A 24,890-nucleotide genomic window follows, 5' to 3' on the forward strand; every position below is an offset into this window, starting at 1 on the left:
GCTTGCGGGGAGAGGTTGGGTGAGGGCAAGGGGATGGGTGCAATCCTTGCCTTACCCCGCGGGCTCCAGCGCCGCCGGTTCGTAATTGAGGATCGGCGCCAGCCAGCGCTCCACTTCGCGCACCGACATGCCCTTGCGCCGCGCGTAATCCTCGACCTGATCGCGCTCGACCTTGGCGACGCCGAAATAATGCGCCTGCGGATGGCCGATGTAGAGGCCGCTCACCGAGGCCGCCGGCGTCATGGCGAAGCTCTCGGTGAGCTTCACGCCAGTGCGCTTTTCGACCTCCAGCAGGCGGAACAGCGTTTCCTTCTCCGTATGGTCGGGCTGCGCCGGATATCCGGGCGCCGGGCGGATGCCCGCGTAGGGTTCGACGATCAGCTCTTCCGGCCGGAAGGATTCATCCTTCGCATGGCCCCAGAATTCGCGGCGCACGCGCTCATGCATGCGCTCCGCAAACGCTTCAGCGATGCGGTCGGCGAGCGCCTTCACCATGATCGAGCCATAGTCGTCGTTGGCCCGTGCGTAACGCGCGGCGATCTTTTCTTCCTCCGCCCCGGCGGTGACGACGAAGGCGCCGACATAATCCGCCTTGCCGCTCTCCTTCGGCGCGACGAAATCCGCCAATGCGAGATTCGCCTTGCCGTCGCGCTTGCCGAGCTGCTGGCGCAACGTGAAGAAGGTCGCGAGCGGCTCATTGCGCGACTCGCCCGTATAGAGCGCGATGTCGTCGCCCTCGCTGTTCGCCGGCCAGAAACCGATGACGGCCTTGGGCGTGAACCAGCGCTCCTCGACGATGCGCTTCAGCATGGCCTGCGCGTCCTCGAAGAGACGGCGCGCCGCCTCGCCGCGTTCGGGATCATCCAACAGCGCGGGATAACGTCCCTTGAACTCCCATGTCTGGAAGAAGGGCGTCCAGTCGATATAGGGAACCAGCTCCGCGACGTCATAGCTCGCGAAGACGCGCGCGCCGAGGAACGACGGCTTCACCGGCGCATAGGCCGCCCAGTCGATCCTGTAGGGATTGGCGCGGGCCTGCGCGAGGCTGATGCGCTGCTTCTCGGCCTGCGCCTTCGCATGCGCCTCCGCCACGCGCTCATATTCCGCGCGGGTCCCGGCCATGTAATCGGCGCGCGTCTTGTCGGAAACGAGCGCCTGCGCCACGCCCACGGCGCGGCTCGCGTCGGTCACATAGACCGCCTGACCGCGCCGATAATTGGGATTGATCTTCACCGCCGTATGCACGCGGCTCGTCGTCGCGCCGCCGATGAGCAACGGCACGTCGAGCCCTTCGCGCTCCAGCTCGGAGGCGACGAAGCACATTTCATCGAGCGACGGCGTGATGAGGCCGGAGAGGCCGATGAGATCGACCTTCTCCCTTTTCGCCGTTTCGAGGATCTTCGCGGCGGGCGTCATCACGCCGAGATCGATCACCTCGAAATTGTTGCAGCCGAGCACGACGCCGACGATGTTCTTGCCGATGTCGTGCACGTCGCCCTTGACGGTGGCGAGCAGGATCTTGCCGGCGGTGGAGCGCTCGCTCTTGTCGGCTTCCATGAAGGGCATGAGATAGGCGACCGCCTGTTTCATCACGCGCGCGGATTTGACGACCTGCGGCAGGAACATCTTGCCCTGTCCGAAGAGATCGCCCACCACATTCATGCCGGCCATCAGCGGGCCTTCGATCACGTCGAGCGGACGCGTGGAGCGCTGGCGCGCTTCCTCGACGTCGGTCTCGATATAGTCGGTGACGCCGTTGACCAACGCATATTCGAGTCGCTTCTCGACGCTGTGTTCGCGCCAGGCGGCGTCCTTCTCGGCGGATTTGGCGCCGGCGCCCTTGAACTTCTCCGCCGCCTCGACGAGACGCTCGGTCGCGTCCTTGCGTCGGTTGAGCACGACGTCCTCGCACAGGTCGCGCAGCTCGGGGTCGATCTCGGCGTAGACCGCGAGCTGGCCGGCGTTGACGATGCCCATGTCCATGCCCGCCTGAATGGCGTGATAGAGAAACACGGAATGCATCGCCTCGCGCACCGGCTCATTGCCGCGGAAGGAGAAGGAGAGGTTCGACACGCCGCCCGAGACATGAACAAAAGGCAGATCGCGCTTGATGATCCGCGTCGCCTCGATGAAGTCGACGCCGTAATTCTCATGTTCCTCGATGCCGGTCGCCACCGCGAAGATGTTGGGATCGAAGATGATGTCCTGTGGCGGGAAGCCGACCTGCTGCGTGAGGATCCTGTAGGCGCGCGCGCAGATCTCGGTCTTGCGGGAAAGCGTGTCCGCCTGACCGGTTTCATCGAAGGCCATGACGACGACCGCCGCGCCGTAGCGGCGCACTTTCCGGGCGTCCTCGATGAACTTCTCTTCGCCTTCCTTCAGGGAGATGGAGTTCACCACGCCCTTGCCCTGCAGGCATTTCAGGCCCGCCTCGATCACCTCGAACTTGGAGCTGTCGACCATTACCGGCACGCGGGCGATGTCGGGCTCCGCCGCGAGCAGATTGAGGAAGTCGATCATCGCCTGCTGCGAGTCGAGCAGACCCTCGTCCATGTTGACGTCGATGACCTGCGCGCCATTGGCCACCTGATCGCGCGCCACGTCGAGCGCCGCCGTGTAGTCGCCATTGGTGATGAGCTTGCGGAACTTCGCCGAGCCGGTGACATTGGTGCGCTCGCCGACGTTCACGAAGGGAATGTCCTTCGTCAGCGTGAAGGGCTCGAGGCCCGACAGCCGCAGCATCGGCTCGATCTTCGGGACGGCGCGCGGCGCCATGCCCTTCACCTTTTCCGCGATGGCGCGGATATGGTCCGGCGTCGTGCCGCAGCAGCCGCCGAGCACGTTCACGAGACCGGCCGAGGCGAATTCGCCGACGAGCTCGGCCATATACTCCGGGCTCTCGTCGTAAAGGCCGAATTCGTTCGGCAGGCCGGCGTTGGGGAACGCGCAGACGCGCGCATCGGCGACGCGGCCGATCTCGGCGATATGCTGACGCATCTCGCGCGCGCCCAGCGCGCAGTTGAAGCCGATGGAGAATGGCTTCGCGTGCGAAAGCGAATTCCAGAAGGCGATGGCCGTCTGGCCGGACAGCGTGCGCCCGGAGAGATCGGTGATGGTGCCCGAGATCATGATCGGGAAACGCGTGCCGACCTGGTCGAAGGCGTCTTCGAGCGCATAGATCGCCGCCTTGGCGTTCAGCGTGTCGAAGACGGTCTCGACGAGCATGATGTCGGCGCCGCCTTCGATCAGGCCGAGCGCGGCTTCCCTGTAGGCGGCGCGCAGCTCGTCGAAGGTGACGCCGCGAAAGCCGGGATTGGACACATCCGGAGAAATCGACGCGGTGCGGTTCGTCGGTCCGATGGAGCCGGCCACGAAGCGGCGCACGCCGGTTTTCGCCGCCACTTCGTCGGCGGCGTCGCGCGCGAGCCGCGCGCCCTCGCGATTGAGCTCGAAGGCGAGATGCTCCATGCCGTAGTCGGCCTGCGCGATCGTCGTCGAGGAGAATGTGTTGGTCTCGATGATGTCCGCGCCCGCCTCGAGATAGGCGACGTGGATGGTCCTGATCGCCGCCGGCTGGGTGAGGATCAGCAGGTCGTTGTTGCCGCGCAGATCCTTTGGATGATCCTTGAAGCGCCCGCCGCGAAAATCCGCCTCCTCGAAGGCGTGGCGCTGGATCATCGTCCCCATGGCGCCGTCGAGAATGAGGATGCGGCGCGACGCCGCCTCTTCCAGCGCCTTGAGGATGTTCGGGCCGTGCACGTTGTCGAAGATCATGCGTCTGCTTTCTCGCGAAGGGGACGAACGCCGAGGAGATGACAAATGGCGAAAACCATGTCGGCGCGATTGTTGGTGTAGAAATGGAACTCATCGACGCCGGCGCGGGCGAGGCCCATCACCTGTTCGACGGCGGTTGTGGCGGCGACCAGCGCCCGGGTCTCGGGGTCGTCGTCGAGTCCCTCGAAACGCTCCGCGATCCAGCGCGGCACGCTCGCCCCTGCCTTGGTCGCGAAATTGGCGACCTGGCGGAAATTGCGGATGGGCATGACGCCCGGCACGATCGGGATCGCAATGCCCCTGGCGCGGGCCTTGTCGAGAAAGCGGAAGTAGATGTCGTTGTCGAAGAAGAACTGCGTGATGGCGCGCGTCGCGCCCGCGTCGATCTTCGCCTGAAGCGCGTCGAGATCCTGCTCCACGGAGGCGCTTTCGGGGTGGCCTTCGGGATAGGTCGAAACGGAAATCTCGAAATCATGCAGGCGGCGAATGCCGCGCACGAGATCGCAGGAGCGCGCATAGCCATCCGGATTGGGCGTGAACGCCGTGCCGACGCCCGTCGGCGGATCGCCGCGCAGCGCCACGATGTGACGCACGCCCGCGTCCCAATAGCCGTGCAGAATGTCGTCGATCTCCGGGACGGAAGACGACACGCAGGTCAGATGCGCGGCGGGTTTCATATGCGTCTCGCGGGCGATGCGCGAGACGATCGCGTGGGTGTGCTCGCGAGTCGAGCCGCCGGCGCCGTATGTGACGGAGACGAAATGCGGCTTCAGGGCTTCGAGACGCTTGACCGTCTCCCAGAGCTGCGTCTCCATTTCCGGCGTCTTGGGAGGAAAGAATTCATAGGAGATGTTGAACCGCCTGCCGGAAGCGGTCGGGTGAAGCGCATTGAACATCAGACGGTCTCATAGGAAGAAGCGGGAATCTTGTCGGCGATAACGCGCGGATCCTGCGCGAGCCATAAGGAGACGGTGAGCTTGGCGCCTTCCCTGTCGTCCGGGGCGAGTTCACGATGCAGAATCGTCTCCAGCCCCGCCTGGGCGAGAAGGTTCGCAATCTCCGTCTGCGAAAAGCCGAGGCGGCGATGGGCGTGCTTGTCGCGCAACGCCTCCTCCTGATGGGGGGCGAAATCGACCACGAGCAGCCGCCCGCCCGGCGCCAGCACGCGCGCGGCCTCCCGCAACGCGCGCGCCGGATCGTCGAGATAATGCAGCACCTGATGCATGATCGCGAGATCGACGGAGTTGCGCTCGACTGGAAGCGCGTAAATGTCGCCCTGGCGCAATTGAACGTTGCGCAGGCCGGTCTCCTCCATGCGCCCGCGCGCGACGGCCAGCATGGCGGTGGAGAGATCGACGCCGACCGCCTGCTGGGCGAGCGGCGCGAAAAGTTCGAGCATGCGGCCCGCGCCGGCGCCGAGGTCGAGCACGCTGCGCACCGGCCTGTCGCCGACGGCCTCGCGCATCGCCGCCTCCACCAGCGCCTCGGGCGCATGCAGCGAGCGAATGTCGTCCCATTCGGCCGCATGGGCGGCGAAATAGCGGGCGGCGTTGTCGGCCCGCGTCTGGCGGACTTCGGTCAGACGGGCCTGATCCTCGGCGAGAACCGGATCGGCGGCGTCGAGCCAGTCGGCGAGCTGGCGCGCCATCGCCCCGGCCTCGCCCGCGGGCGCGAGGCGGAAGAACGCCCAGGCCCCTTCGCGGCGCCGCTCGACGAGTCCGGCCTCGACCAGAAGCCGTAAATGGCGGGAGACGCGCGGCTGCGACTGGCCGAGAATGGCGACCACCTCGCTCACCGTCAGCTCCGACTGGGCGAGCAGCGCGAGAAGCCGCAGGCGCGTCTCCTCCGCCGCCGCGTTGAGCGCCGCGAGCGCCGGCTCCATTCTGAGCTTGAGACTGTGCGGGGCGACCATCGGCTCTCTCGGACAAGATATAAAGATATCTATATGCGTTGATTGTCATAGAGGCAAGCGCGGCCCCGCGAAAACGCAGTTCCGACAACTTGGCGCTTGACGAGAATCGGAACCGGGAGCATCCTTTCTCCATATCGCACCCGTCTCCAACAGATTGCGAGGCGGGACCGCTCGGGCGGGACCTCGAGTCGGCGGCGATATCAGGACGCGCCGACGGACTCCCCTGTCGTCGGCGAAGCCGAAGCGACGTTGTTGCGAGAGGAGCCTGACGCCACCGGGTCAGATGGTTTGACCGGCGTTCCGTTCCGGTCACTCGGTTTGTCAGGATAAGCGCTGCCTGACGCCGAATCCTCCATATCAATGCATCCTGATCGTGGATGGCCCGCCGCAATGGCCAAGAGGCGGGCAATCCTTTCCCTGACTGGACAATCCCAGACGCTTCTCACTTGAGGAAGCATAGGCCCCGTGCGCACAGGCGACGGGGCCTTTCGCATGCGGTCACTGCAAAAGCCGCGACGGGCGGGCGCAGCGCGGGCCGCCGGCGCATTGCGCCAGCGGCGGGGCTTAGAAAACTTGACCCGCGGCGATTTCCGCGCGACCTAGGGCGCGAGAACACCCAACGGAGCCGCGACGAGAGCCATGACCGACGCCGCCGAAACCCGTCTGCCCGACCCGATTTCCGCAGAGCCCGCAGAGCGCAGGTCAACCTGCGCCGTCCGCATCGGCGCGGGAGCGGGCGCCGTCACCGTCGGCGGCGGCGCGCCGATCGTCGTGCAGTCCATGACCAACACCGACACCGCCGACGTCGACTCGACGGTGGCGCAGGTCACGGCGCTGGCGCAGGCGGGCTCCGAGCTCGTGCGCATCACCGTCGACCGCGACGAGGCGGCGGCCGCCGTTCCGCACATCCGCGAGAAGCTCGACAGAAAGGGAATCACCGTCCCTCTGGTCGGCGACTTCCATTACATCGGCCACAAGCTGCTCGCCGATCATCCGGCCTGCGGCGAGGCTCTGGCCAAATACCGAATCAATCCCGGCAATGTCGGCTTCAAGGACAAGAAGGATCGTCAGTTCGCGGCCATCGTCGAACTGGCCGCGAAGCACGACAAGGCGGTGCGCATCGGCGCCAATTGGGGCTCGCTCGATCAGGAGCTGCTCACCCATCTCATGGACATCAACGCGGCCTCCGACCGCCCCATCGACGCGCGCGCGGTGACGCGCGAGGCGCTGGCGCGCTCGGCCCTGATGTCGGCGCAGCGCGCCGAGGAGATCGGCCTCCCCCGGAACCGCATCGTCATTTCGGCCAAGGTCTCCGCCGTGCAGGACCTGATCGCCGTCTACCGCATGCTTGCCGCGCGCAGCGATTACGCGCTGCATCTGGGCCTCACCGAGGCCGGCATGGGCTCCAAGGGCATTGTCGCCTCCGCCGCGGCGCTGGGCGTGCTGCTTCAGGACGGCATTGGCGACACGATTCGCGTCTCGCTGACGCCCGAGCCGGGCGGCGACCGCTCGCTCGAGGTGAAGGTGGCGCAGGAAATCCTCCAGACCATGGGGTTCCGCACCTTCGTGCCGCTCGTCGCCGCCTGTCCCGGCTGCGGGCGCACCACCTCGACCGTGTTTCAGGAGCTCGCGCGCGACATTCAGGCGCATATCCGCGAGCGCATGCCGATCTGGCGGGCGCAATATCCGGGCGTCGAGACGCTGAACGTCGCGGTGATGGGCTGCATCGTGAACGGCCCCGGCGAATCGAAACACGCCGACATCGGCATTTCATTGCCCGGCACCGGCGAGACGCCCGCCGCGCCGGTCTTCATCGACGGCAAGAAGGCCATGACGCTGCGCGGCGAGGGCATCGCCGAGGAGTTCACCCGAATCGTCGACGATTATATCGCGCGGCGCTACGGCGGCGCGAAGGAAGGCGCGGCGGCGGAGTAAGGGGGCCGTCGCCCCTCTTCCCGGCCTCATTCTTCAAGAGCGGCGGCGGCGGCGCGCAGATCGCGCCACGCCGCCGGCTTCAGCGACCAGCTTCCGAGAATTGCGTCCAGACTGTTGAACACGAAGCCCTGCGCGACATGGTCGCCGCAGCGGATCTCGAATCGCCGGCCGCGCAGTTTTCCGAGCGGCTCGCCCGACTCCAGCAGCATGCGCGCCGGCGCCTCGCCGAACAGCAACACCGCCTTTGGCCGCGCCAGCTCGACGCGACGTCGCGCGAAGGGGGCGAAGACGGCGATCTCCGGCTGGGTCAGAGTGCGGTCCCCCGGCGGGCGCCAGGGCGCGGCATAGGCGAGACAGGCGCTCTCGCGGCTGCGGCCGATGGCGGCCAGCATATTGTCGAGAAGCCGTGCGGACGGCCCGCTGAAGGCCTCGCCTCCCGCCTCCTCCACATCGCCCGGCGCCTCGTCAAAAACCATCAGCGGCGCCGTCGCGCATCCGGCTCCGAACAGAAAATGCTGCGCCATGTCGCGAAAGGGCGCGTGCGGAAATTGCGCCAGGGCCTCGGCGAGCGCGTCGAGGCTGGGCGCGGCGACGGCCGCGGCGGCGGCGGCGCGGGCGGCTTCATCCGGCGGCGCGACGGCCGGCGCCGGGCGTGGCTGCGTCAGAGCCTGGCCTTTCGGCGGCTCGGGCGCCCGCAACGGCGCGGCGGGGGGGGCGATGACAGAGGCTGCGGCGCGGGCGCTGTCCGCGTAGCGATCGTGCGGCGCCTCGTCGAGCGCGACGTCCACCCCGCTTTCGACATACCAGTCGAGAAGCGCGAGAAGCGCGCCGCGCGTGTCAGGGGTGGGAGCGAGGGCCATGAGCGACCTTACCGCGTTCGGCCCGCCCCGTCATGACCAGGCGACCGACCGGCGCGGCGGCGCATCGATCCTTTTTCCACACAGGCAAAAAGAAAGCCCGGCCGCAGTGCGGCCGGGCCGACCCTTGCGGGCCATTTGTCGTTCGGATGTTGCGCCCTATTAGAAAGGCAGGATCTTCGGCACGCCCCAGTCGGCGCCGAAACGATAGGTCAGACCGCCCGAAATCACGACCGGATTGATCTTCACGGCCAGGTTGAGCGGGACGTTGACCGGGCCGACGTTGACCGGCGTCGTATTGGCGACGGCCCAAACGTGAGCGTTCGGCTCCATCATGATGTATTTCACGTCGACGTTCACGCCCCAGTGGTCGTTGAACATATAGTCGACGCCGGCCTGGCCGACGACGCCCCAAGACGGGGTGATGCTCGCCGAAGTGGCGGTCGCCCACGCATTGAAGGGGTTCAGGGCGCCGCCGCCGAAGGCGGCGATATTCGGGTTCAGGGCCTGGAACGTCGCCGTCTGATTGCCGGCGCGGGTGCCCCAGAAGGCAGTGAAGTTCACGCCGACGCCGAGGTAGGGCTGGAAGGCGCCGAAATTGGTGAAGTGATACTGCAGCATCAGGGACGGCGGGAACACCCAGGTCTTGATGACGCTGGCGCCCTGGATCGGGCCGACGCCCGTCACGTGATGCGGGGTGACGCAGCAGATCGCCTCGATCGCCCAGTTCTTGGTGAGGAAGTAGGCGACGTCGATCATCGGGATGACGGCGGACGAAATATTCGTGCTGGAGCCGAAGAACTGGGTGCCGGGGCCGGCGCTATAGCCAAGGGCGTTCAGCGCGGTCACGGGATAATTGTAGCCCGTGACCGCCGCGATGGTCGCGCCGCTCAGATAGCTGCCGTTGCCGCGGTCGGTGATATAGGCCGAGCCGTCCGTCGGGATGACGCCGCCGACCTTGAGGCGAACCTGGAAGGGATGGAAGGGCTCGATAACCGGCGGCGGCGGCGGCGGCGCCTTGATGCTCGGCAGATCAGCCGCGTGAGCGGAAACCGCAGCGGCTCCCAAACCTATGGCGGCAACAGCGCCGCGAACAAAATCCCTCATCGGAACCCCCGTAGAATATCTTTGGCAGACGGATCGACGCCGTCGCGCCGAGTCGGGCTGAAGGTTGCCCCTTTTCAGGCATTTGACAATTGACAACTGTCAAGAAAAACGCTGTGGACTATTCATTCTTCCCCATTGTGTCACTTGCGCAACAGATTGGCGCGGTTGCCTTGAGGGGCGGCGGGCGCTAATCGAGACGGCGAGAAGCGTTCGAGAACATCGAGCAAAACCGGCGCATTCCGCGCCGCTGCGGCGCCCAGAAAAGCGTCGCCCTCTGCTTAAGGTCCGACCCATTGACCGCCACCGCCTCTGCAGCCGAACCGAAGGTCGACGCCGCGCTCGCCGCCGCGCACGGCCTCAAGCCCGACGAATACGAGCGGATCCTCAAACTGATCGGGAGAACGCCAAGCTTCACCGAGCTCGGCATTTTTTCGGCCATGTGGAACGAGCATTGCTCGTACAAGTCGTCTCGCGTTCATTTGCGCAAGCTGCCGACCAGGGCCCCCTGGGTGATTCGCGGACCCGGCGAGAACGCCGGCGTCATTGATATTGGCGACGGCGACGCCTGCGTCTTCAAGATGGAGAGCCACAACCACCCGTCCTTCATCGAGCCCTATCAAGGCGCGGCGACCGGGGTCGGCGGCATTCTGCGCGACGTCTTCACCATGGGCGCGCGGCCGATCGCCTGTCTGAACCTGCTGCGGTTCGGCCGCCCCGCGCACGGCAAGACGCGCCATCTCGTCGCGGGCGTGGTCGCGGGCGTTGGCGGCTACGGCAACAGTTTCGGCGTGCCGACGGTGGGCGGCTCGACCGAATTCGACGCCTCCTACGACGGCAATATCCTCGTCAACGCCATGGCGGTGGGCCTCGCGCGCACGGATTCCATCTTCTATTCCGCCGCCGCCGGCGTCGGAAACCCGATCGTCTATCTCGGCTCCAAGACCGGCCGCGACGGCATTCACGGCGCCACCATGGCGTCAGCCTCCTTCGAGGCGGACGCCGAGGAGAAGCGTCCGACGGTGCAGGTGGGCGACCCCTTTTCGGAAAAGCTTCTGCTCGAGGCCTGCCTGGAGCTGATGGCGTCGGGCGCGGTCATCGCCATTCAGGACATGGGCGCGGCCGGGCTCACCTCCTCGGCGGTGGAAATGGGCGCCAAGGGCAATCTCGGCATCGAGCTCGATCTCGACGCCGTGCCCTGCCGGGAAGAGGGCATGACCGCCTATGAGATGATGCTCTCGGAGAGCCAGGAGCGCATGCTCATGGTTCTCAAGCCCGAGCTCGAGGAGCAGGGCGAGGGCATCTTCCGCAAATGGGGCCTCGACTTCGCCATCGTCGGCAAGACCACCGACACGCTGCGCTTCGTCGTCCGGCACAAGGGCGAGACAAAGGCCGATCTCCCCATCAAGGAGCTTGGCGACGAGGCCCCGGTCTATGACCGGCCATGGGTGGCGACGCCCAAAAAACCGGTGATCGACCCGGCCTCGGCGCCGCCGCCGCTCTCCAATCGGGACGCGCTTCTGAAGCTGCTGTCGACTCCCAATCTCTGCTCCAAGCGCTGGGTGTGGGAGCAGTACGACCATCTGATTCTCGGCAACAGCGTGCGCCAGCCGGGCGGAGACGCGGCGGTGATTCGGGTCAAGGACGGGCCGAAGGGTCTGGCGCTGACCACCGACGTGACCGCGCGCTATTGCGCCGCCGACCCTGTCGAGGGCGGCAAGCAGGCGGTGGCGGAAGCCTGGCGCAACATCACCGTGCGCGGGGCGACGCCGCTGGCGCTCACCGACAATCTGAATTTCGGCAATCCCGAGCGGCCCGAATATATGGGCCAGTTCGTCGGCTGCCTGCAGGGCATTGGCGAAGCCGCCGCCGCGCTCGATTTCCCGATCGTGTCGGGGAATGTCTCGCTCTATAACGAGACCCAGGGCGCGGGCATCCTGCCCACCCCGGCGATTGGCGGCGTCGGCGTGATCGCCGATGTGACGCAATCGGCCCCGACCGGCTTCACGCAGGCGGGCGAGACCATCCTTCTCGTCGGCGCGACCGCAGGCTGGCTCGGCCAGTCGGCCTGGCTCGCCGATGTGTGCGGGCGCCGCGACGGCGCGCCGCCGCCGGTGGACCTCGCCGCCGAACGGCGCAACGGCGATTTCGTGCGCGAGCAGATTCTCGCTGGCCGGGTCTCCGCGGCGCATGACCTTGCCGATGGCGGCCTCGCGGTCGCCCTGGCCGAGATGGCGCTGGCGGGCCGCATGGGCGCGACGCTCGACTCCCTGCCCGGGGGCGCGCCCCACGCGGTTCTCTTCGGCGAGGATCAGGGGCGTTACCTGCTGACCGCCTCCGCCCCGAACGCCGCGGCGATCCTGGCGGCCGCGGCTGCGGCGGGCGCGCCGATCCTGACGCTCGGCGTCACCGGGGGCGACGCGTTGAAACTGCCGGGCGAGGCGCCGATATTGCTCTCGGACCTGCGCGCCGCGCATGAGTCGCCGCTTCCGGCCTATATGGCCGGGGACGACGGAGCCTTTTCCGACATTTCATGACGCAAAGAGGACAAGAGACATGCCCATGCCCGCCTCGGAGATCGAAAAGATCATCAAGGCCGCCCTGCCCGACGCGACGATCGAACTGACCGCGCTCGCCGACGACAATGACCATTGGGCCGCGACCGTGACCTGCGAATCGTTCAGGGGCCTCACGCGCGTGCGCCAGCATCAGCTCGTCAACGCCGCTTTTGGCCCGAGGCTCGGCACGGAGCTGCACGCGCTGGCGCTCACCACCCGCGCGCCGTAACAATTCTCACCGGCGGCGCCTTGAACGCCGCATGAAAGGAAGAAAGCCAGATGTCCGACATCAACAGCCGCATCAAGAGCGAGATCGAATCCTCCGACGTGGTGCTTTTCATGAAAGGCACGCCGCAGGCCCCGCAATGCGGTTTCTCCATGCAGGTGGTGCAGATCCTCAACCATCTCGGCGTGCCCTACAAGGCGATCAACGTGCTGGCCGACGGCGAGATTCGCGAGGGGATCAAGACCTTTTCGAACTGGCCGACGATTCCCCAGCTCTATGTGAAGAATGAATTCATCGGCGGCTGCGACATCACCCGTGAGATGTTCCAGTCGGGCGAATTGACCGCGCTCTTCGACAAGGAAGGCGTGCCGCACGCGCAGGCCGGCAAGGCGTGAGCGCTTTTTGGAGGTTTCCGGCGCGCTGCGGCAATCGCCGCGCGCCGGAGGTTGTCAACCGATTTTCATTCTCCTTTCAGATTATGCGTCGCCCGGCGGCCATCGGGACATTTTGAGAGCGACATGGCGCAGCGCCAGTTGGAAACGCAGATCGACATCGACGCGCCCGCCGCCCGCATATGGGCGCTGCTGACGGATTTCGAGCGCATGCCGGCGTGGAATCCCTTCATCACGGGGATTTCCGGCCGGCTCGCGCAAGGGGAAAGGCTCTCGGTTCAGATCGCGCCCCCCGGCAAGACAGCCATGCGGTTCAGGCCCGTGATCCTCACGCTGCGGCCGCAACAGGAGTTGCGCTGGCGCGGGAGCGTGCTGATTCGCGGGCTCTTCGACGGCGAACATTATTTTCTGCTCGAACCGCTCGACGACCGGCGCACGCGTCTCACGCATGGCGAGCGTTTTTCGGGTCTCCTCGTGTCGCTGCTGAGCGGCATGCTGCCGGCGACCCGCCAGGGGTTCGAGGCGATGAATCTCGCGCTGAAGGAGCAGGCGGAGGCGCCGGCTGTTTGATTTCGCGGGCCGCATCGGCAAATGTCGGCGCATGACGAAATCCGCAACGCGCCGCGCCCGGGCGGCCCCCTCGCCATGACTCTTCCCCTTGCGCTGACGCAGGGCGATCCCTCCGGCATCGGGCCGGAGCTGACGCTCAAGGCCCATGCGGCGCGCGACGCCGCCGCTCTGCCGCCCTTCTTCGCCGTCGCTGATCCGGCCCATCTCGCCCGCGTCGCGCAGGCGCTCGGCCTCGACGTTCCGATCGTGGAAACCGTTCCCGCCGGGGCGGAGAAGGTTTTCGCGCGCGCCTTGCCGGTCGTTCCCCTGGGCGTCCCCGTGCGCGGGGACTTCGGCGCGCCGCAAGCGGAAGACGCGCCAGCGACCGTACGCTCGATCGAACTGGCGGTGGAGCGCGTCGTCGACGGCGCCGCGCGCGCGGTGGTCACCAACCCAATCGCGAAATCGGTGCTCTACGCGGCCGGCTTCGCCCATCCGGGCCATACCGAGTTTCTGGGCGAACTGGCGGCGCGCCATTACGGCGGGACCTACCGGCCGGTGATGATGCTCTGGGCCGAGGAGCTCGCGGTCGTCCCGATCACCATTCATATTCCGCTCGCCGAGGCGCCGCGCCGTCTCACCCGCGCGCTCATCGTCGAGACCGGAGAGATTGTCGCCCGCGATCTGACGCGGCGCTTTCATCTGACGCGGCCCCGCCTCGCCTTTTCCGGCCTGAATCCGCATGCGGGCGAGGACGGCGCGCTGGGGCGAGAGGAAATCGACGTGATCGCGCCCGCCCTTGCGGATCTGCGCGCCAGGGGGATCGACGCCGTCGGCCCCCTGCCCGCCGACACGATGTTTCACAGCGCCGCGCGCGCGACATATGACGTCGCCCTCTGTCCGACGCATGATCAGGCCCTGATTCCCATCAAGACGCTCGCCTTCGACCGCGGCGTGAACGTCACGCTCGGCCTCCCCTTCGTGCGCACGTCTCCCGACCATGGCACGGCCTTCGACATCGCCGGAAAGGGCGTCGCCGATCCGACGAGCCTCATCGAAGCCATCAAACTCGCCGCACGGATGACCGCGTGATCGACGATCTGCCGCCGCTGCGCGAGGTCGTGGCGCGCCACGGGCTCGACGCCAAAAAAACGCTCGGGCAGAATTTTCTGTTCGACCTCAATCTCACCAGCCGCATCGCGCGGGCGGCGGGACCGTTCGACGGGACGGTCGTGGTCGAAATCGGCCCCGGCCCGGGCGGGCTCACGCGCGCGCTCCTGGCGCAGGGCGCGAAGGTCGTCGCCATCGAGCGCGACGCGCGCTGCCTGCCGGCGCTCGCCGAAATTGCGGCGCGTTACCCCGGCCGTCTCACTGTCGTCGAGGGCGACGCGCTGGAGATCGACGTCGCGGAACTGGCGCGCGCCCATGGCGCCGCGGGCAAGGCGCGCATCTGCGCCAATCTGCCCTATAATGTCGCGACCGCCCTGCTCACCCGCTGGATCGAGGCGGAGCCCTGGCCCTCGGTCTTCGACCGTTATGTGCTGATGTTCCAGAAAGAGGTGGCGCTGCGCATCGTCGCGACGCCGCAAAACCGCGCCGACTACGGACGGCTCGCGGTGCTCTGCGGCTGGCGCACGAAAGCGCGCATTCTTTTCGACGTGTCCCCCTCGGCCTTCACGCCGCCGCCCAAAGTGACGTCTTCCGTCGTCGAGCTGGTTCCCAACCGCACGCCCCTGCCCTGCGATCCGGCGGCGCTGTCCCGCGTGACGCAGGCGGCCTTCGGCCAGCGCCGCAAGATGCTGCGCCAAAGCCTGAAATCATTGGGCGTCGATGCGGCCGCGCTGCTGGCGCGGGCGGGGATCGAGGAGACGCGGCGCGCCGAAGAGATCGACGTGGCGGGCTTCGTCGCCCTCACCCATGCGCTCGCCGCTCAATGAGCCGGGCGCAAAACGTCCTTCAGCGCGACGGCGTTGTTCCTCTCCTCGTCATGGGCGGCGAAGAGCAGGGTGACGCGGCCTTCGCGCAGGAAGCGGCGAATGGCGGCAAGCTCCTCCTGCGCCTCGGGCGCGCCGAGCTCCTCGCGATAGCGTGTCACGAATTCTTCCCAGCGCTCGGGACGATGCGCGAACCAGCGCCGCAACTCATCGCTCGGCGCCACGGCTTTGGCCCAGTGATCGAGGGCGGCTTTTTCCTTCGACAGGCCGCGCGGCCACAGGCGGTCGACGAGGACGCGCGTCCCGTCGCTCTCGTCGGGCGGCTCGTAGACGCGTTTGAGGCGAAGCGCATGCATGTGGAGGACTTAGAGCGCTTTCCGCCAAAGTGGGAACCGGTTCGGCGAAAGAAAGCGCGATATACAAAAACGACGAGAGCCCCGGTCAGACTCGATCAGGCCGGGACATGCTCTGGCGCGGTGGTCCGGCGCGTCTACTCGCTCAACAGCTTCTCGACGAATTCCGCGACGCCGCGCTCGCGGCGCGGGCGGCGCTGCCGCTCGGCGCGCAAAATGGCGATCAGATCGTCGAAGGAGCGCTGGAGATCGTCATTGACGATCACGTAATCATAATCCTTCCAGCGGGCGATTTCCTTGCGGGCGTTCTGAAGCCGCCGCTCGATCACCTCCGCCGCGTCCTCGGCCCGGCGCTCGAGCCTGGCGCGCAGCTCCTTCATCGAGGGCGGCAGGATGAAGACCGTCACCGTGTCCGATCCCATCTTCTCGCGCACCTGGCGCGTCCCCTGATAGTCGATGTCGAAAAGACAGTCGCGGCCCTGCGCCAGCACGGCCTCGACCGGCGCGCGCGGCGTGCCGTAGAAATTGCCGTGCACCTCCGCCCATTCCAGCAGTTCGCCGGCGTCGCGCATGGAGAGGAACTGGCGCTCGTTGATGAAACGGTAGTGAATCCCGTCGACTTCGCTCGAGCGGCGCGCCCGCGTCGTCACCGAAATGGAGAGGGTGAGATCGAGGTCGCGGTCCTGCAGAAGCATCCGCGTCAGCGTGGTCTTGCCGGCGCCGGAGGGCGAAGAAAGGATAAGGACGACGCCGCGGCGCGGCGGGAGTGAATGATCCATGACAACGGGTCTTGAGTGCGGGAGTCCGCCAATAGGGAATTAGGGCGGTTCCTGCAACCGTCGCCCTCCCCGGTTCTGCGCCTATTCGATGTTTTGCACCTGCTCGCGCAACTGCTCCACCTCGATCTTGAGCTCCAGCCCGATCGCCGTCAGCGCCGGATCGTTGGATTTGGCGCAGAGCGTGTTGGTCTCCCGCGACAGTTCCTGGGCGAGAAAATCGAGGCGGCGTCCGATGGAGCCGCCCTGCGCCAGCAGCTTCCGGCCGGCCAGGACATGAGCGGTCAGCCGGTCCAGCTCCTCGCGCACATCCGCCTTGACGGCGAGCAGAACGGCCTCCTGATGCAGGCGGGCGGGGTCGAGCCCTTCCGCGCTTTCGAGCAGCCGCGCGACCTGTTGCGCAAGCCGCTGGCGGACGGCCTCGGGCTGGCGCCCAGGCAGGGCGTCGGCTTCGGCGGCGAGCGTCCCGATGCGTTCGAGCCTTGCGCCGAGCACGGCGGCAAGGGCGAAGCCCTCGGCCTCGCGCGCCGCGACGAGCGACTCCAGCGCCGCGACGAGCGCGGCGAGGATGCTGGCGTCCAGCGCCGCCCGCGCGGTCTCGTCGTCTTCCGGTTCGCTGACCTCGACGACGCCTTTCACCGCCAGCAGGCCGTCGAGCGAGGCGGGCCGGAGATTGGCGTGCAGGGGCACGTCGTCGAGGGCGGCGAGCAGCTTGTCGAGCGCGGCGCGATTGACGCGCGCGATCCCCTCCGCCTCGGCGCGCCTGGCCGTGAGATTGGCGAAGACCGAGCCCCGGGCCAGCCGCCCCGAGAGCGCCGCGCGCGCCTTGACCTCCACCGAGTCGAAGCCGGGCGGAACCTTCAGCCGCAGATCCAGGCCCTTGGCGTTGACGCTCTTGATCTCCCAGGCGTAGCTCCACGACCCGAGACTGCCCCGGGCGCGGGCGAAACCGGTCATGCTGGCGACGGTCGTGCTGGAGGGGGGCATGTTGACGCTCATGTTGGCGACGCTCATGGGCGTGAGCCCTCGCGAGACCGGGGTCGAGCCGCTCAGCGAAGGCTTGCGGTGGGCGGAACGGTTTTGGCGGAGGTCAAATCCCAGCTCCTGTCGCGCAGCGGATCGAGCGCCGTGCCTTCGGAGGCGTCGAAGGCGCGCGGCCGCATGCGCTGAGGCGCGGCCGGCGCGAGCGCGAGCGCCGCTTCGGGCGCGGGACGGCCGTTCGCCGCCGCCTCGTCCGCAGAGACCTTTTCGCCGAGCGCATCGGCGGGGAGCTCGTCCGAGCCGGAGGAGAGCCCGAGCCGCGCCGCCCGCGCCTTGAGCTCCGCCCGCCGGGCCGGCGACACGGGATAGGCGGCGATGTCCTGGGTCACGCCCGGCCCCGCGTCGGGCAGGGCTTTGCCGTCGGCGCTTTCCCGCGCCAGCATGTCCGGGCCGACGCCGCCGTCCTCGCCTTCGGCGTCGGGCGCCGCGCCGCGCGCCGCGAGCAGGCTCGGGTCGAAGCCGGAGGCGGGCGCCCGGAGCCGGGCCGCGTCCTGGGTGAAATAGGGGCGGGCGACGCGCAGCCGGGCGAGATGCCGGGCGGCGTCGGCCGTCGGATCCTCGAAGCCGCCGAGTTCGAAGGCGGCGCCGGCGGGGCCGAATGCGCCGAGCCGATGGGTCGCGCCGTCGTCGGCAGCCATGTCGCGGGGGGACGGCGGGGGGTAGTCCTCATGGCGGGCGTCGAGCCGCACCAACCGTCCCATCGGCGCCTCGGTGCGCTTCTCGCTTTTCGGCGCCGCCGGCGGCGCCGCCGCGGGGACGGCCTGATCGGGCTGGTCGGGCTGCTCGCCGGTCTTCGCCTTTTGCTCCTGCTCGATCCGGCGCCAGGTCTGGACGTTGCGCGAATGCTGATCGAGCGACTCCGCGAAGACATGCCCGCCCGTGCCGTCGGCGACGAAATAGAGGTCCTTCGTATGCGCCGGATTGGCGACGGCCTCCATCGCGGCCTTGCCCGGATTGGCGATGGGGCCGGGCGGCAGGCCGTCGATGGCGTAGGTGTTGTAGGGCGTCCATTTCTCGATTTCGGACCGCAGGATGCCGCGTCCGAGCGTCGCCTTGCCGCCGACGAGGCCGTAGACGATGGTCGGGTCGGACTGCAGCCGCATGCCCTTGCGCAGGCGGTTCATGAACACCGCCGCGACGCGCGGGCGCTCCTCCGCCTTGCCGGTTTCCTTCTCGACGATGGACGCGAGGGTCACGAGCTCATAGGGCGAGCGCAGGGGCAGGTCCTTCGCCCGTTTCGCCCAGATCTGCTCGACGAGCTTGCGCTGGTCCTCCTGCATCTTGGAGAGCAGCTTGCTGCGCGGAAAGCCGCGCGGAAACTTGTAGGTCTCCGGCAGCAGCGCGCCTTCCTTGGGGGCCTCCAGAATGTCGCCGACGAGGAGATCGGACTCACGCAGGCGCTCGGCGATCTGTTCGCTGGTCAACCCCTCGGGAACGGTGAAACTGTGCAGCACCTGCCGGCCGGCGACCATTTCGTCGATCACCTCCCGCAGGCTGACGTTCTTGCGGAAGAGATATTCGCCCGGCTTCACCTTGCCGCGCGCGTTCTGGATCAGTAGCGCGAAATTCATCAGCCCGGGGCTGTCAATGACCCCTTCGCTCCTGAGCTGCGCGAGCATTTCGGGCACGTCGCTGCGCGGCGGCAGATAGACGACCTTGTCGGCGCCGAGCGGCCCCGGATCCTTCAGCTTGTGGAGCACGGCGACAATGCCGAAGGCACCCGCGACCAGCGCCACGAGCATGAAGCTGAGAAAGCCGCTCATGGCCGAAAGCGTGCCCTCGCGGCGCTTTTTCTTGCGCTTCGGCGGCGGGGCGGGCGGCGCCTCGGGCGAGGCCGTCTGCTGCACGCTCTGCGGCGTCGCGCGGCGGCCGAAGATTGACGCCCCCCCCTTGGAGGCGGGCGCGGGAGCTGCGGCCACGGGCGCCGCCGGCCGGGCCGGGCCGGACTCGTCTTTCGCCATCGCGGGGGCCGGCGACCCGGCGGGAGGGGATGCAGTGGTTTCCGCTTTTTCCGCCTGAGGCTTTTCCGGCTCGGGCTTTTCGGACACGGGATTTTTTGCGCCGGGCTCCTGGGCCTGCGGCGGCTTCTCCGCCTCGGCGCGGGGTGCGGTCGTCGCCTCCGTTTTCACGCTTTGCGAGGGCTCAGCGGCGTCCTTCGGCGCGTCCGGCGCCTCAGGCTCTTGTTGCCCTTGCGGCCCTTGCGACTCCTGAGGCTTCCCGGGCGCCGCGTCGCTCTTTGCGTCGACGGGCGCGGGCGCCGTCTGCGTCGGCTCTGGAGCCGGGGCTTTCGCCGCCTCGTCTGGGGTCGTCGGCTTGTCGCCCGTCTCGTCGCTCATCATCTCACCACGCCAACCGGTTCGACCCGGCGCCATTGGTCGCAGCAGCCGGGATCAACAGGGACTGTTCGCCAATCGGCCCACACTAGGGCTCATTGTGGCGAATTCAGGAACGCGGCCGAACTTCTCCGGGGGAGCCTCCCCCCGGACCTGGCGCGCCGATGACCCGATGCTGCCGGCTCAGGGAAGCTTGCGGAACAGCAGCGAGGCGTTGGTGCCGCCGAAGCCGAAGGAGTTCGACAGCGCGACGTTGATCTCGCGCGGGCGCGCAACCTTCGGCACAAGGTCGATCGCCGTCTCGACGGACGGATTGTCGAGATTGCGCGTCGGCGGCGCGGCGTTGTTGGCCATGGCGAGAATGGTGAAGACCGCCTCCACCGCCCCGGCGCCGCCGAGCAGATGGCCCACGGCGGATTTGGTCGAGGACATGGAGAGGCGCGGCTCGACATTGCCGATCAGTCGCTCCACGGCCTTCAGCTCGATCTCGTCGCCGAGCGGCGTCGAGGTGCCATGCGCGTTCACGTAATCGATCTCGGACACCGGGAGCTGCGAGCGCTTCAGCGCCATCTTCATGCAGCGATAGGCGCCGTCGCCCTCGGGAGAGGGGGCGGTGATGTGATGGGCGTCGCCCGACATGCCGTAGCCGATGAGTTCGCCGTAGATTTTCGCGCCGCGGGCCTTTGCGTGCTCATACGCCTCGAGCACGACGCAGCCCGCGCCTTCGCCGAGCACGAAGCCGTCGCGGTCCTTGTCATAAGGGCGCGACGCCTCGGCCGGGCGGTCGTTGAAGCCCGTGGAGAGCGCGCGGCAGGCGGCGAAGCCCGCGACGCCGATGCGGTTCACCGGCGATTCGGCGCCGCCCGCGACCATCACGTCGGCGTCGCCCATGGCGATGATGCGCGCGGCGTCGCCGATCGCGTGCGTGCCGGTCGCGCAGGCCGTCACCACCGCATGGTTCGGACCTTTCAGATTGTGCATGATCGAGACATAGCCGGCGACGAGATTGATGATGCGTCCCGACACGAAGAAGGGCGACACGCGGCGCGGGCCCTTTTCCTTCAGGGTGAGCGAGGTCTCGTAAATGCCGCCGAGGCCGCCGATGCCGGAGCCGATCAGAACGCCGGTCGCCTCCGCCTTCTCTTCCGTATCGGCCTTCCAGCCGGCGTCGGCGAGCGCCTGGGTCGCGGCGGCCGCGCCATAGATGATGAAGTCGTCGACCTTGCGCTGCTCCTTGGGGTCGAACCAGTCGTCGGCGTTGAAGGAGCCGTTGGAGCCGTCGCCGCGCGGGATGATGGCCGCGATCTGGCAGGCGAGGTCGTCGACCTCGAACATGTCGATGCGGCGGAATCCGTGCTCGCCGGCAACCAGCCGCCGCCAATTCGTTTCGACGCCGCAGCCCAGAGGCGACACGATTCCGAGCCCGGTGACGACCACCCTGCGCATGGCTTGCTCTCTTCTCTTCGTTATGTCTCGCGCCGCCCCGCTTGCGGGCGGCAATGACGCAAAAAGCGCGCGGCGTCTCCGCCGGCGCGCTTTTCAACCGATGATTTCCGAAATCAGGCGGCCTTGGCCTTTTCCAGGAACTTCACGGCGTCGCCGACCGTCACGATGGTCTCGGCCGCGTCGTCCGGAATCTCGACGCCGAACTCTTCCTCGAAGGCCATGACCAGCTCGACCGTGTCGAGCGAGTCCGCGCCCAGATCGTCGATGAAGTTCGCCTTGTCGACGACCTTCTCAGGCTCCACGCCGAGGTGTTCGACAACGATCTTTTTCACGCGCTCGGCGACATCGCTCATTGATTTCGTCCCTAGTTGCTATGGTGCACGCACCGATTTCGGCGTCGCAGGCTCCGCCCGCTCGCCGTTTCCTCCAAAGATTTCCGCGCGCCGGCCACGTCCGAAGGCGGCGCGGCAAAACTGCGCTCTGGCCTTTTTGTCCCGGAAATTGGACGGCGCCGCCCCTCTCGCGGCGTGGGTCTGGTAACATACTTCCTTCAGGTTGGCGAGAGGGCGGAACCGAAGCGGCAATGCGAAAAAGCGCCGCTTTCCGCCCCCCGCCCGGGGGCAAAAAGCCGCACCTCGCCAAAGGGCCGCAGACGCGGTGTCGACCGCGCGCCCGCGCCCGTCAGATCATCGCCATGCCGCCGTTCACATGCAGCGTCTGGCCGGTGACATAGCCCGCCTCGGCGCTCGCCAGATAGACGACGGCGGCTCCGATGTCGCCTCCGGTTCCAAGGCGCCCGGCCGGCACGCGCGCGAGGATCGCCTGTTTCTGGGCGTCCGTCAGGGCGTCGGTCATGGGGCTCTCGATGAAGCCCGGCGCGATGCAGTTGACCGTCACGCCGCGCGAGGCGACTTCCGCCGCGAGCGATTTCGACATGCCGATCATGCCCGCCTTGGCGGCGGCGTAATTGCCCTGGCCGGGATTGCCGGTGACCCCGACCACGGAGGTGATCCCGATGATGCGGCCGAAGCGCTTCTTCATCATGCCGCGCAGCACGGCGCGGGACAGGCGGAAGGCTGAGGTCAGATTGATCTCGAGGACGGCGTCCCAGTCCTCGTCCTTCAGCCGCATGAACAGCATGTCGCGGGTGACGCCGGCGTTGTTGACCAGAATGTCGACGCCGCCCATCGCCGCCTCGGCGGCGGGAATGAGTTTCTCGGTCTCGGCGCGATCGGCGAGATTGCAGGGCAGGAGGCAGGTGGTTCCGCCGAGCTCCGCCTGAAGCGCCTCGAGCGCCTCGCGGCGCGTGCCGGAGAGCGCCACCGTCGCGCCCGCCCCGATCAGCGCGCGGGCGATGTCCTTGCCGATGCCCCCGCTGGCACCGGTCACGAGCGCCGTCTTGCCTGTCAGATCGAACATCAAAAATTTCTCCCCTCGTTGCCGTCGCGGCTCGGGCCGCTTCCCGGCTTGCTTTCCCCTTAGCCGGAAATTCGAAAATTGCGAGACACAAATCAGTCGCGGTGAGATTCGGGCGGAGATGGCGCAAAGGCGCCGGCGCAAGCGCGGCATTTTTAGGTAATTCTACCTAACCCCATATTTTTCAAGGCGTAAGGTTCGTTACAAAAGTACAACAGCGCGTGTCGTTTCATGTGCCGGGCGGGCCTTTTTCCTGCGGCCAAGTTTGCTTTGAACGCGGCTTCGCGGACAGATGGCGAAGGCTTGGGGCCCGCATCCGTTCACACTGCAGCCGGGAAGATGCGGTCGGCTGACTTTCAAACGAGGGTTTCACAATATGAAAACGACAGCTCTGTCCGCCATCGCTCTGGCGGCCGTGTTCGCGGCGGGCGCGGCGCAGGCCGCGGATCTGCCGATGCGCAAGGCCCCGCCGCCCGCTTACGTTCCGCCGCCGCCGGTCATGACCTGGACGGGCTTCTACGCGGGCCTCAACCTCGGCGGCGGCTGGCAGGACGCCTCCTCGTCGAATGTGTGGAATCCGGCCTGGTTCGCCACATCCAATCCGCATTTTGACCATGGCCTGGGCTGGGGTCCCGGCTTGGGCTGGAACAACGGCAATGGCGGCGGCTCCGGCGGCGTCGTCGGCGGCGGCCAGATCGGCTACAATTACCAGTTTTCGCCCTGGCTGGTGGTCGGCGTCGAAACCGATTTCCAGGGCACGAGCATCGGCTCCAACGGCGGCTCCAATGCTTGGGCGGTGGCCTGGCAGGGCTGGGGCGGCGGCGTCGACACCGCCCGAATCAACTGGTTCGGCACGGTGCGCGGTCGTCTCGGGATCACCTTCCCGGGAATGTCCAATTTCCTGATCTACGGCACGGGCGGTTTCGCCTATGGCGACGTCCAGCGCAATCTCTGGTGGAACAACAACAGCGTCGTGCAGACCGGCTGGACCGCGGGCGGCGGCGCGGAATGGATGTTCCTGCCGAACTGGTCGGTCAAGGGCGAATATCTCTACACGCAGATCAGCGGCAACCAGCAGAACGCCTTCTTCAATCCGGGCTTCTCGCTCAACAACATCAACAACCGCACCCGCTTCCACACGGTGCGGGCGGGCGTGAACTATCACTTCAACTTCGGCGCCGCCGCGCCGATCGCCCCCGTCGCCGCGTCCTACTGACCGGCGCGAACAGACGACAGGGAGCCCGGCCGCAATGCGGCCGGGCGGCCGTCACTGGCGGGACTGTTTCTCTGCCTGCATCCTGGGGGCATGATCGGCGCGCGTCGCGCAATCTCGGAGGACGCCGAGGGCGAAACCGCAGGGCTGCTTTCCGAACGCCTCTTTGGATCCGCCGCGCCTATTGCCCCAGCATGCGACAAACGGCGTCGAGCTGGTCGAGCGATTCATAGCGAATTCTGATTTCCCCCCGCTCGCCCTGACCCTTGATCTCCACGGTCAGGCCCAGCGCGTCACACAGCGTCTTTTCCAGCGCGCGCGTATTGGGGTCTTTCTCGGCCTTCGGCTTCTTGCCGGCGGATACGCCCCTCGCTCCGCCTTCTCCCTGCTGGGCCTGCGCCAACGCCTCGACGTCGCGGACCGTCAGTCCTTCTTCGACGATGCGGCGCGCCACCGCCTCCGGATTGTCGACGGCGAGCAGCGCGCGCGCGTGTCCCGCCGAAATCGCCCCGTCGCGCACCAGCGCCTTGGCGCCCTCCGGCAGATTGAGCAGGCGCAGCGTATTGGCGACATGCGAGCGGCTCTTGCCGATGATTTTCGCAATGTCGCCTTGCGAATAGCCGAATTCGCCGCCGAGGCGCTCATAGCCTCTGGCCTCTTCGATCGCATTGAGATCGGCGCGCTGCACATTCTCGATGATGGCGATTTCCAGCGCCTCCTTGTCGTCCGCCTCATGGATGACGACCGGCACATCGGCGACGCCCGCCGCCTGGGCGGCGCGCCAGCGCCGTTCTCCGGCGATGATCTCATAGGCGTCGGCGACGCCGGCGATGGCGCGCACCACGATCGGCTGGATGATGCCCTTTTCGCGGATGGAATTGGTCAGATCGGCGAGATCGTCCTCGCGGAACTGGCTGCGCGGATTGCGTGGATTGGGACGCAGAAATTCAATCGGCACCTTGCGCTGTCCGCGCGGGCGCTCGGCAGGGAGGTCATCGCCGGCGTCCCCCAGAAGCGCGGCAAGGCCGCGGCCCAGCCGCCGGCGCGGTTCTTCAGCCATAAACTCACTCC

At 67.3% G+C, this 24,890-nt stretch carries 21 protein-coding genes; 8 read left to right on the forward strand and 13 right to left on the reverse strand.

The window, feature by feature from the left end; genetic code table 11:
* Nucleotides 1-51: 51 nt before the first annotated feature.
* Genes metH through ACR652_RS13015 form a run of 3 tightly spaced genes read right to left on the reverse strand, consistent with a single transcriptional unit; the run spans nt 52 to nt 5,686 of the window.
* Nucleotides 52-3,774, reverse strand: a complete 3,723-nt coding sequence (gene metH, locus ACR652_RS13005; RefSeq protein WP_434506912.1) for a methionine synthase — start codon at nt 3,772-3,774, stop codon at nt 52-54.
* Nucleotides 3,771-4,670, reverse strand: coding sequence for a methylenetetrahydrofolate reductase [NAD(P)H] (gene metF, locus ACR652_RS13010; protein WP_434506913.1), 900 nt, complete (start codon nt 4,668-4,670; stop codon nt 3,771-3,773). Before metF ends, metH begins: the two co-directional genes overlap by 4 nt.
* Entirely contained in the window at nt 4,670-5,686 is a 1,017-nt protein-coding gene (locus tag ACR652_RS13015; protein WP_434506914.1) for an ArsR/SmtB family transcription factor, read from the reverse strand. The genes metF and ACR652_RS13015 overlap by 1 nt, the downstream gene beginning before the upstream one ends.
* A gap of 639 nt (nt 5,687-6,325) precedes the next feature.
* Here ACR652_RS13015 and ispG point away from each other — a divergent pair.
* The gene (ispG, locus tag ACR652_RS13020) at nt 6,326-7,621 is read left to right on the forward strand and encodes a flavodoxin-dependent (E)-4-hydroxy-3-methylbut-2-enyl-diphosphate synthase (protein WP_434506915.1); all 1,296 of its coding nucleotides are present in this window, start codon (nt 6,326-6,328) and stop codon (nt 7,619-7,621) included.
* Between the two features lie 26 nt (nt 7,622-7,647).
* Here the strand turns inward: ispG and ACR652_RS13025 are convergent, their stop codons facing one another.
* Together ACR652_RS13025 and ACR652_RS13030 are read right to left on the reverse strand one after the other, a co-directional pair.
* Nucleotides 7,648-8,481, reverse strand: a complete 834-nt coding sequence (locus ACR652_RS13025) for a uracil-DNA glycosylase (RefSeq protein WP_434506916.1) — start codon at nt 8,479-8,481, stop codon at nt 7,648-7,650.
* A 159-nt stretch (nt 8,482-8,640) separates the two neighbouring features.
* A complete protein-coding gene (locus ACR652_RS13030; protein ID WP_434506917.1) occupies nt 8,641-9,585 on the reverse strand; it encodes an OmpW/AlkL family protein in 945 nt (314 codons plus the stop codon).
* Between the two features lie 293 nt (nt 9,586-9,878).
* Here ACR652_RS13030 and purL point away from each other — a divergent pair, with 293 nt between their 5' ends.
* The 6 genes from purL (at nt 9,879) to rsmA (ending at nt 15,244) form a co-directional block, all read left to right on the forward strand.
* A complete protein-coding gene (gene purL / locus ACR652_RS13035) occupies nt 9,879-12,119 on the forward strand; it encodes a phosphoribosylformylglycinamidine synthase subunit PurL (RefSeq protein ID WP_434506918.1) in 2,241 nt (746 codons plus the stop codon).
* A gap of 19 nt (nt 12,120-12,138) precedes the next feature.
* The gene (locus ACR652_RS13040; RefSeq protein WP_434506919.1) at nt 12,139-12,369 is read left to right on the forward strand and encodes a BolA/IbaG family iron-sulfur metabolism protein; all 231 of its coding nucleotides are present in this window, start codon (nt 12,139-12,141) and stop codon (nt 12,367-12,369) included.
* A gap of 50 nt (nt 12,370-12,419) precedes the next feature.
* Nucleotides 12,420-12,761, forward strand: a complete 342-nt coding sequence (grxD, locus tag ACR652_RS13045) for a Grx4 family monothiol glutaredoxin (protein ID WP_434506920.1) — start codon at nt 12,420-12,422, stop codon at nt 12,759-12,761.
* A gap of 123 nt (nt 12,762-12,884) precedes the next feature.
* Nucleotides 12,885-13,328 carry an SRPBCC family protein gene (locus tag ACR652_RS13050; RefSeq protein WP_434506921.1) on the forward strand — a complete coding sequence of 148 codons (444 nt, stop codon included), beginning with the start codon at nt 12,885-12,887 and terminating at the stop codon, nt 13,326-13,328.
* 75 nt (nt 13,329-13,403) lie between these two features.
* Entirely contained in the window at nt 13,404-14,399 is a 996-nt protein-coding gene (gene pdxA / locus ACR652_RS13055; protein ID WP_434506922.1) for a 4-hydroxythreonine-4-phosphate dehydrogenase PdxA, read from the forward strand.
* Nucleotides 14,396-15,244: a 16S rRNA (adenine(1518)-N(6)/adenine(1519)-N(6))-dimethyltransferase RsmA gene (gene rsmA, locus ACR652_RS13060; protein WP_434506923.1), complete on the forward strand. Its 849-nt coding sequence runs from the start codon at nt 14,396-14,398 to the stop codon at nt 15,242-15,244. The genes pdxA and rsmA overlap by 4 nt, the downstream gene beginning before the upstream one ends.
* Here rsmA and ACR652_RS13065 read toward each other — a convergent pair.
* From ACR652_RS13065 to fabG, 7 genes are all read right to left on the reverse strand, one after another.
* A complete protein-coding gene (locus ACR652_RS13065) occupies nt 15,238-15,597 on the reverse strand; it encodes a DUF488 domain-containing protein (RefSeq protein ID WP_434506924.1) in 360 nt (119 codons plus the stop codon). The genes rsmA and ACR652_RS13065 overlap by 7 nt on opposite strands.
* A gap of 134 nt (nt 15,598-15,731) precedes the next feature.
* A complete protein-coding gene (gene gmk / locus ACR652_RS13070) occupies nt 15,732-16,373 on the reverse strand; it encodes a guanylate kinase (protein ID WP_434506925.1) in 642 nt (213 codons plus the stop codon).
* An 81-nt stretch (nt 16,374-16,454) separates the two neighbouring features.
* A complete protein-coding gene (locus ACR652_RS13075) occupies nt 16,455-17,384 on the reverse strand; it encodes a YicC/YloC family endoribonuclease (RefSeq protein ID WP_434506926.1) in 930 nt (309 codons plus the stop codon).
* Between the two features lie 35 nt (nt 17,385-17,419).
* On the reverse strand, nt 17,420-19,750 hold the full coding sequence (gene mltG / locus ACR652_RS13080; RefSeq protein WP_434506927.1) for an endolytic transglycosylase MltG: 2,331 nt from the start codon (nt 19,748-19,750) through the stop codon (nt 17,420-17,422).
* Between the two features lie 177 nt (nt 19,751-19,927).
* Nucleotides 19,928-21,190, reverse strand: a complete 1,263-nt coding sequence (gene fabF, locus ACR652_RS13085) for a beta-ketoacyl-ACP synthase II (protein ID WP_434506928.1) — start codon at nt 21,188-21,190, stop codon at nt 19,928-19,930.
* 113 nt (nt 21,191-21,303) lie between these two features.
* A complete protein-coding gene (locus ACR652_RS13090) occupies nt 21,304-21,543 on the reverse strand; it encodes an acyl carrier protein (RefSeq protein ID WP_281799750.1) in 240 nt (79 codons plus the stop codon).
* A gap of 328 nt (nt 21,544-21,871) precedes the next feature.
* Complete coding sequence (gene fabG, locus ACR652_RS13095) at nt 21,872-22,609, reverse strand: 3-oxoacyl-[acyl-carrier-protein] reductase (RefSeq protein WP_434506929.1); 738 nt, start codon at nt 22,607-22,609, stop codon at nt 21,872-21,874.
* A gap of 373 nt (nt 22,610-22,982) precedes the next feature.
* Between fabG and ACR652_RS13100 the strand changes: the two genes are divergently transcribed.
* Nucleotides 22,983-23,822 (forward strand): outer membrane protein, encoded by an 840-nt coding sequence (locus ACR652_RS13100; RefSeq protein ID WP_434506930.1) that lies wholly within the window; start codon nt 22,983-22,985, stop codon nt 23,820-23,822.
* 178 nt (nt 23,823-24,000) lie between these two features.
* Here the strand turns inward: ACR652_RS13100 and ACR652_RS13105 are convergent, their stop codons facing one another.
* The gene (locus tag ACR652_RS13105; RefSeq protein ID WP_434506931.1) at nt 24,001-24,879 is read right to left on the reverse strand and encodes a ParB/RepB/Spo0J family partition protein; all 879 of its coding nucleotides are present in this window, start codon (nt 24,877-24,879) and stop codon (nt 24,001-24,003) included.
* Between the last annotated feature and the right edge of the window lie 11 nt (nt 24,880-24,890).

Origin of the sequence: Methylocystis sp. (assembly GCF_051061225.1) — a bacterium.
Taxonomy (GTDB): domain Bacteria; phylum Pseudomonadota; class Alphaproteobacteria; order Rhizobiales; family Beijerinckiaceae; genus Methylocystis.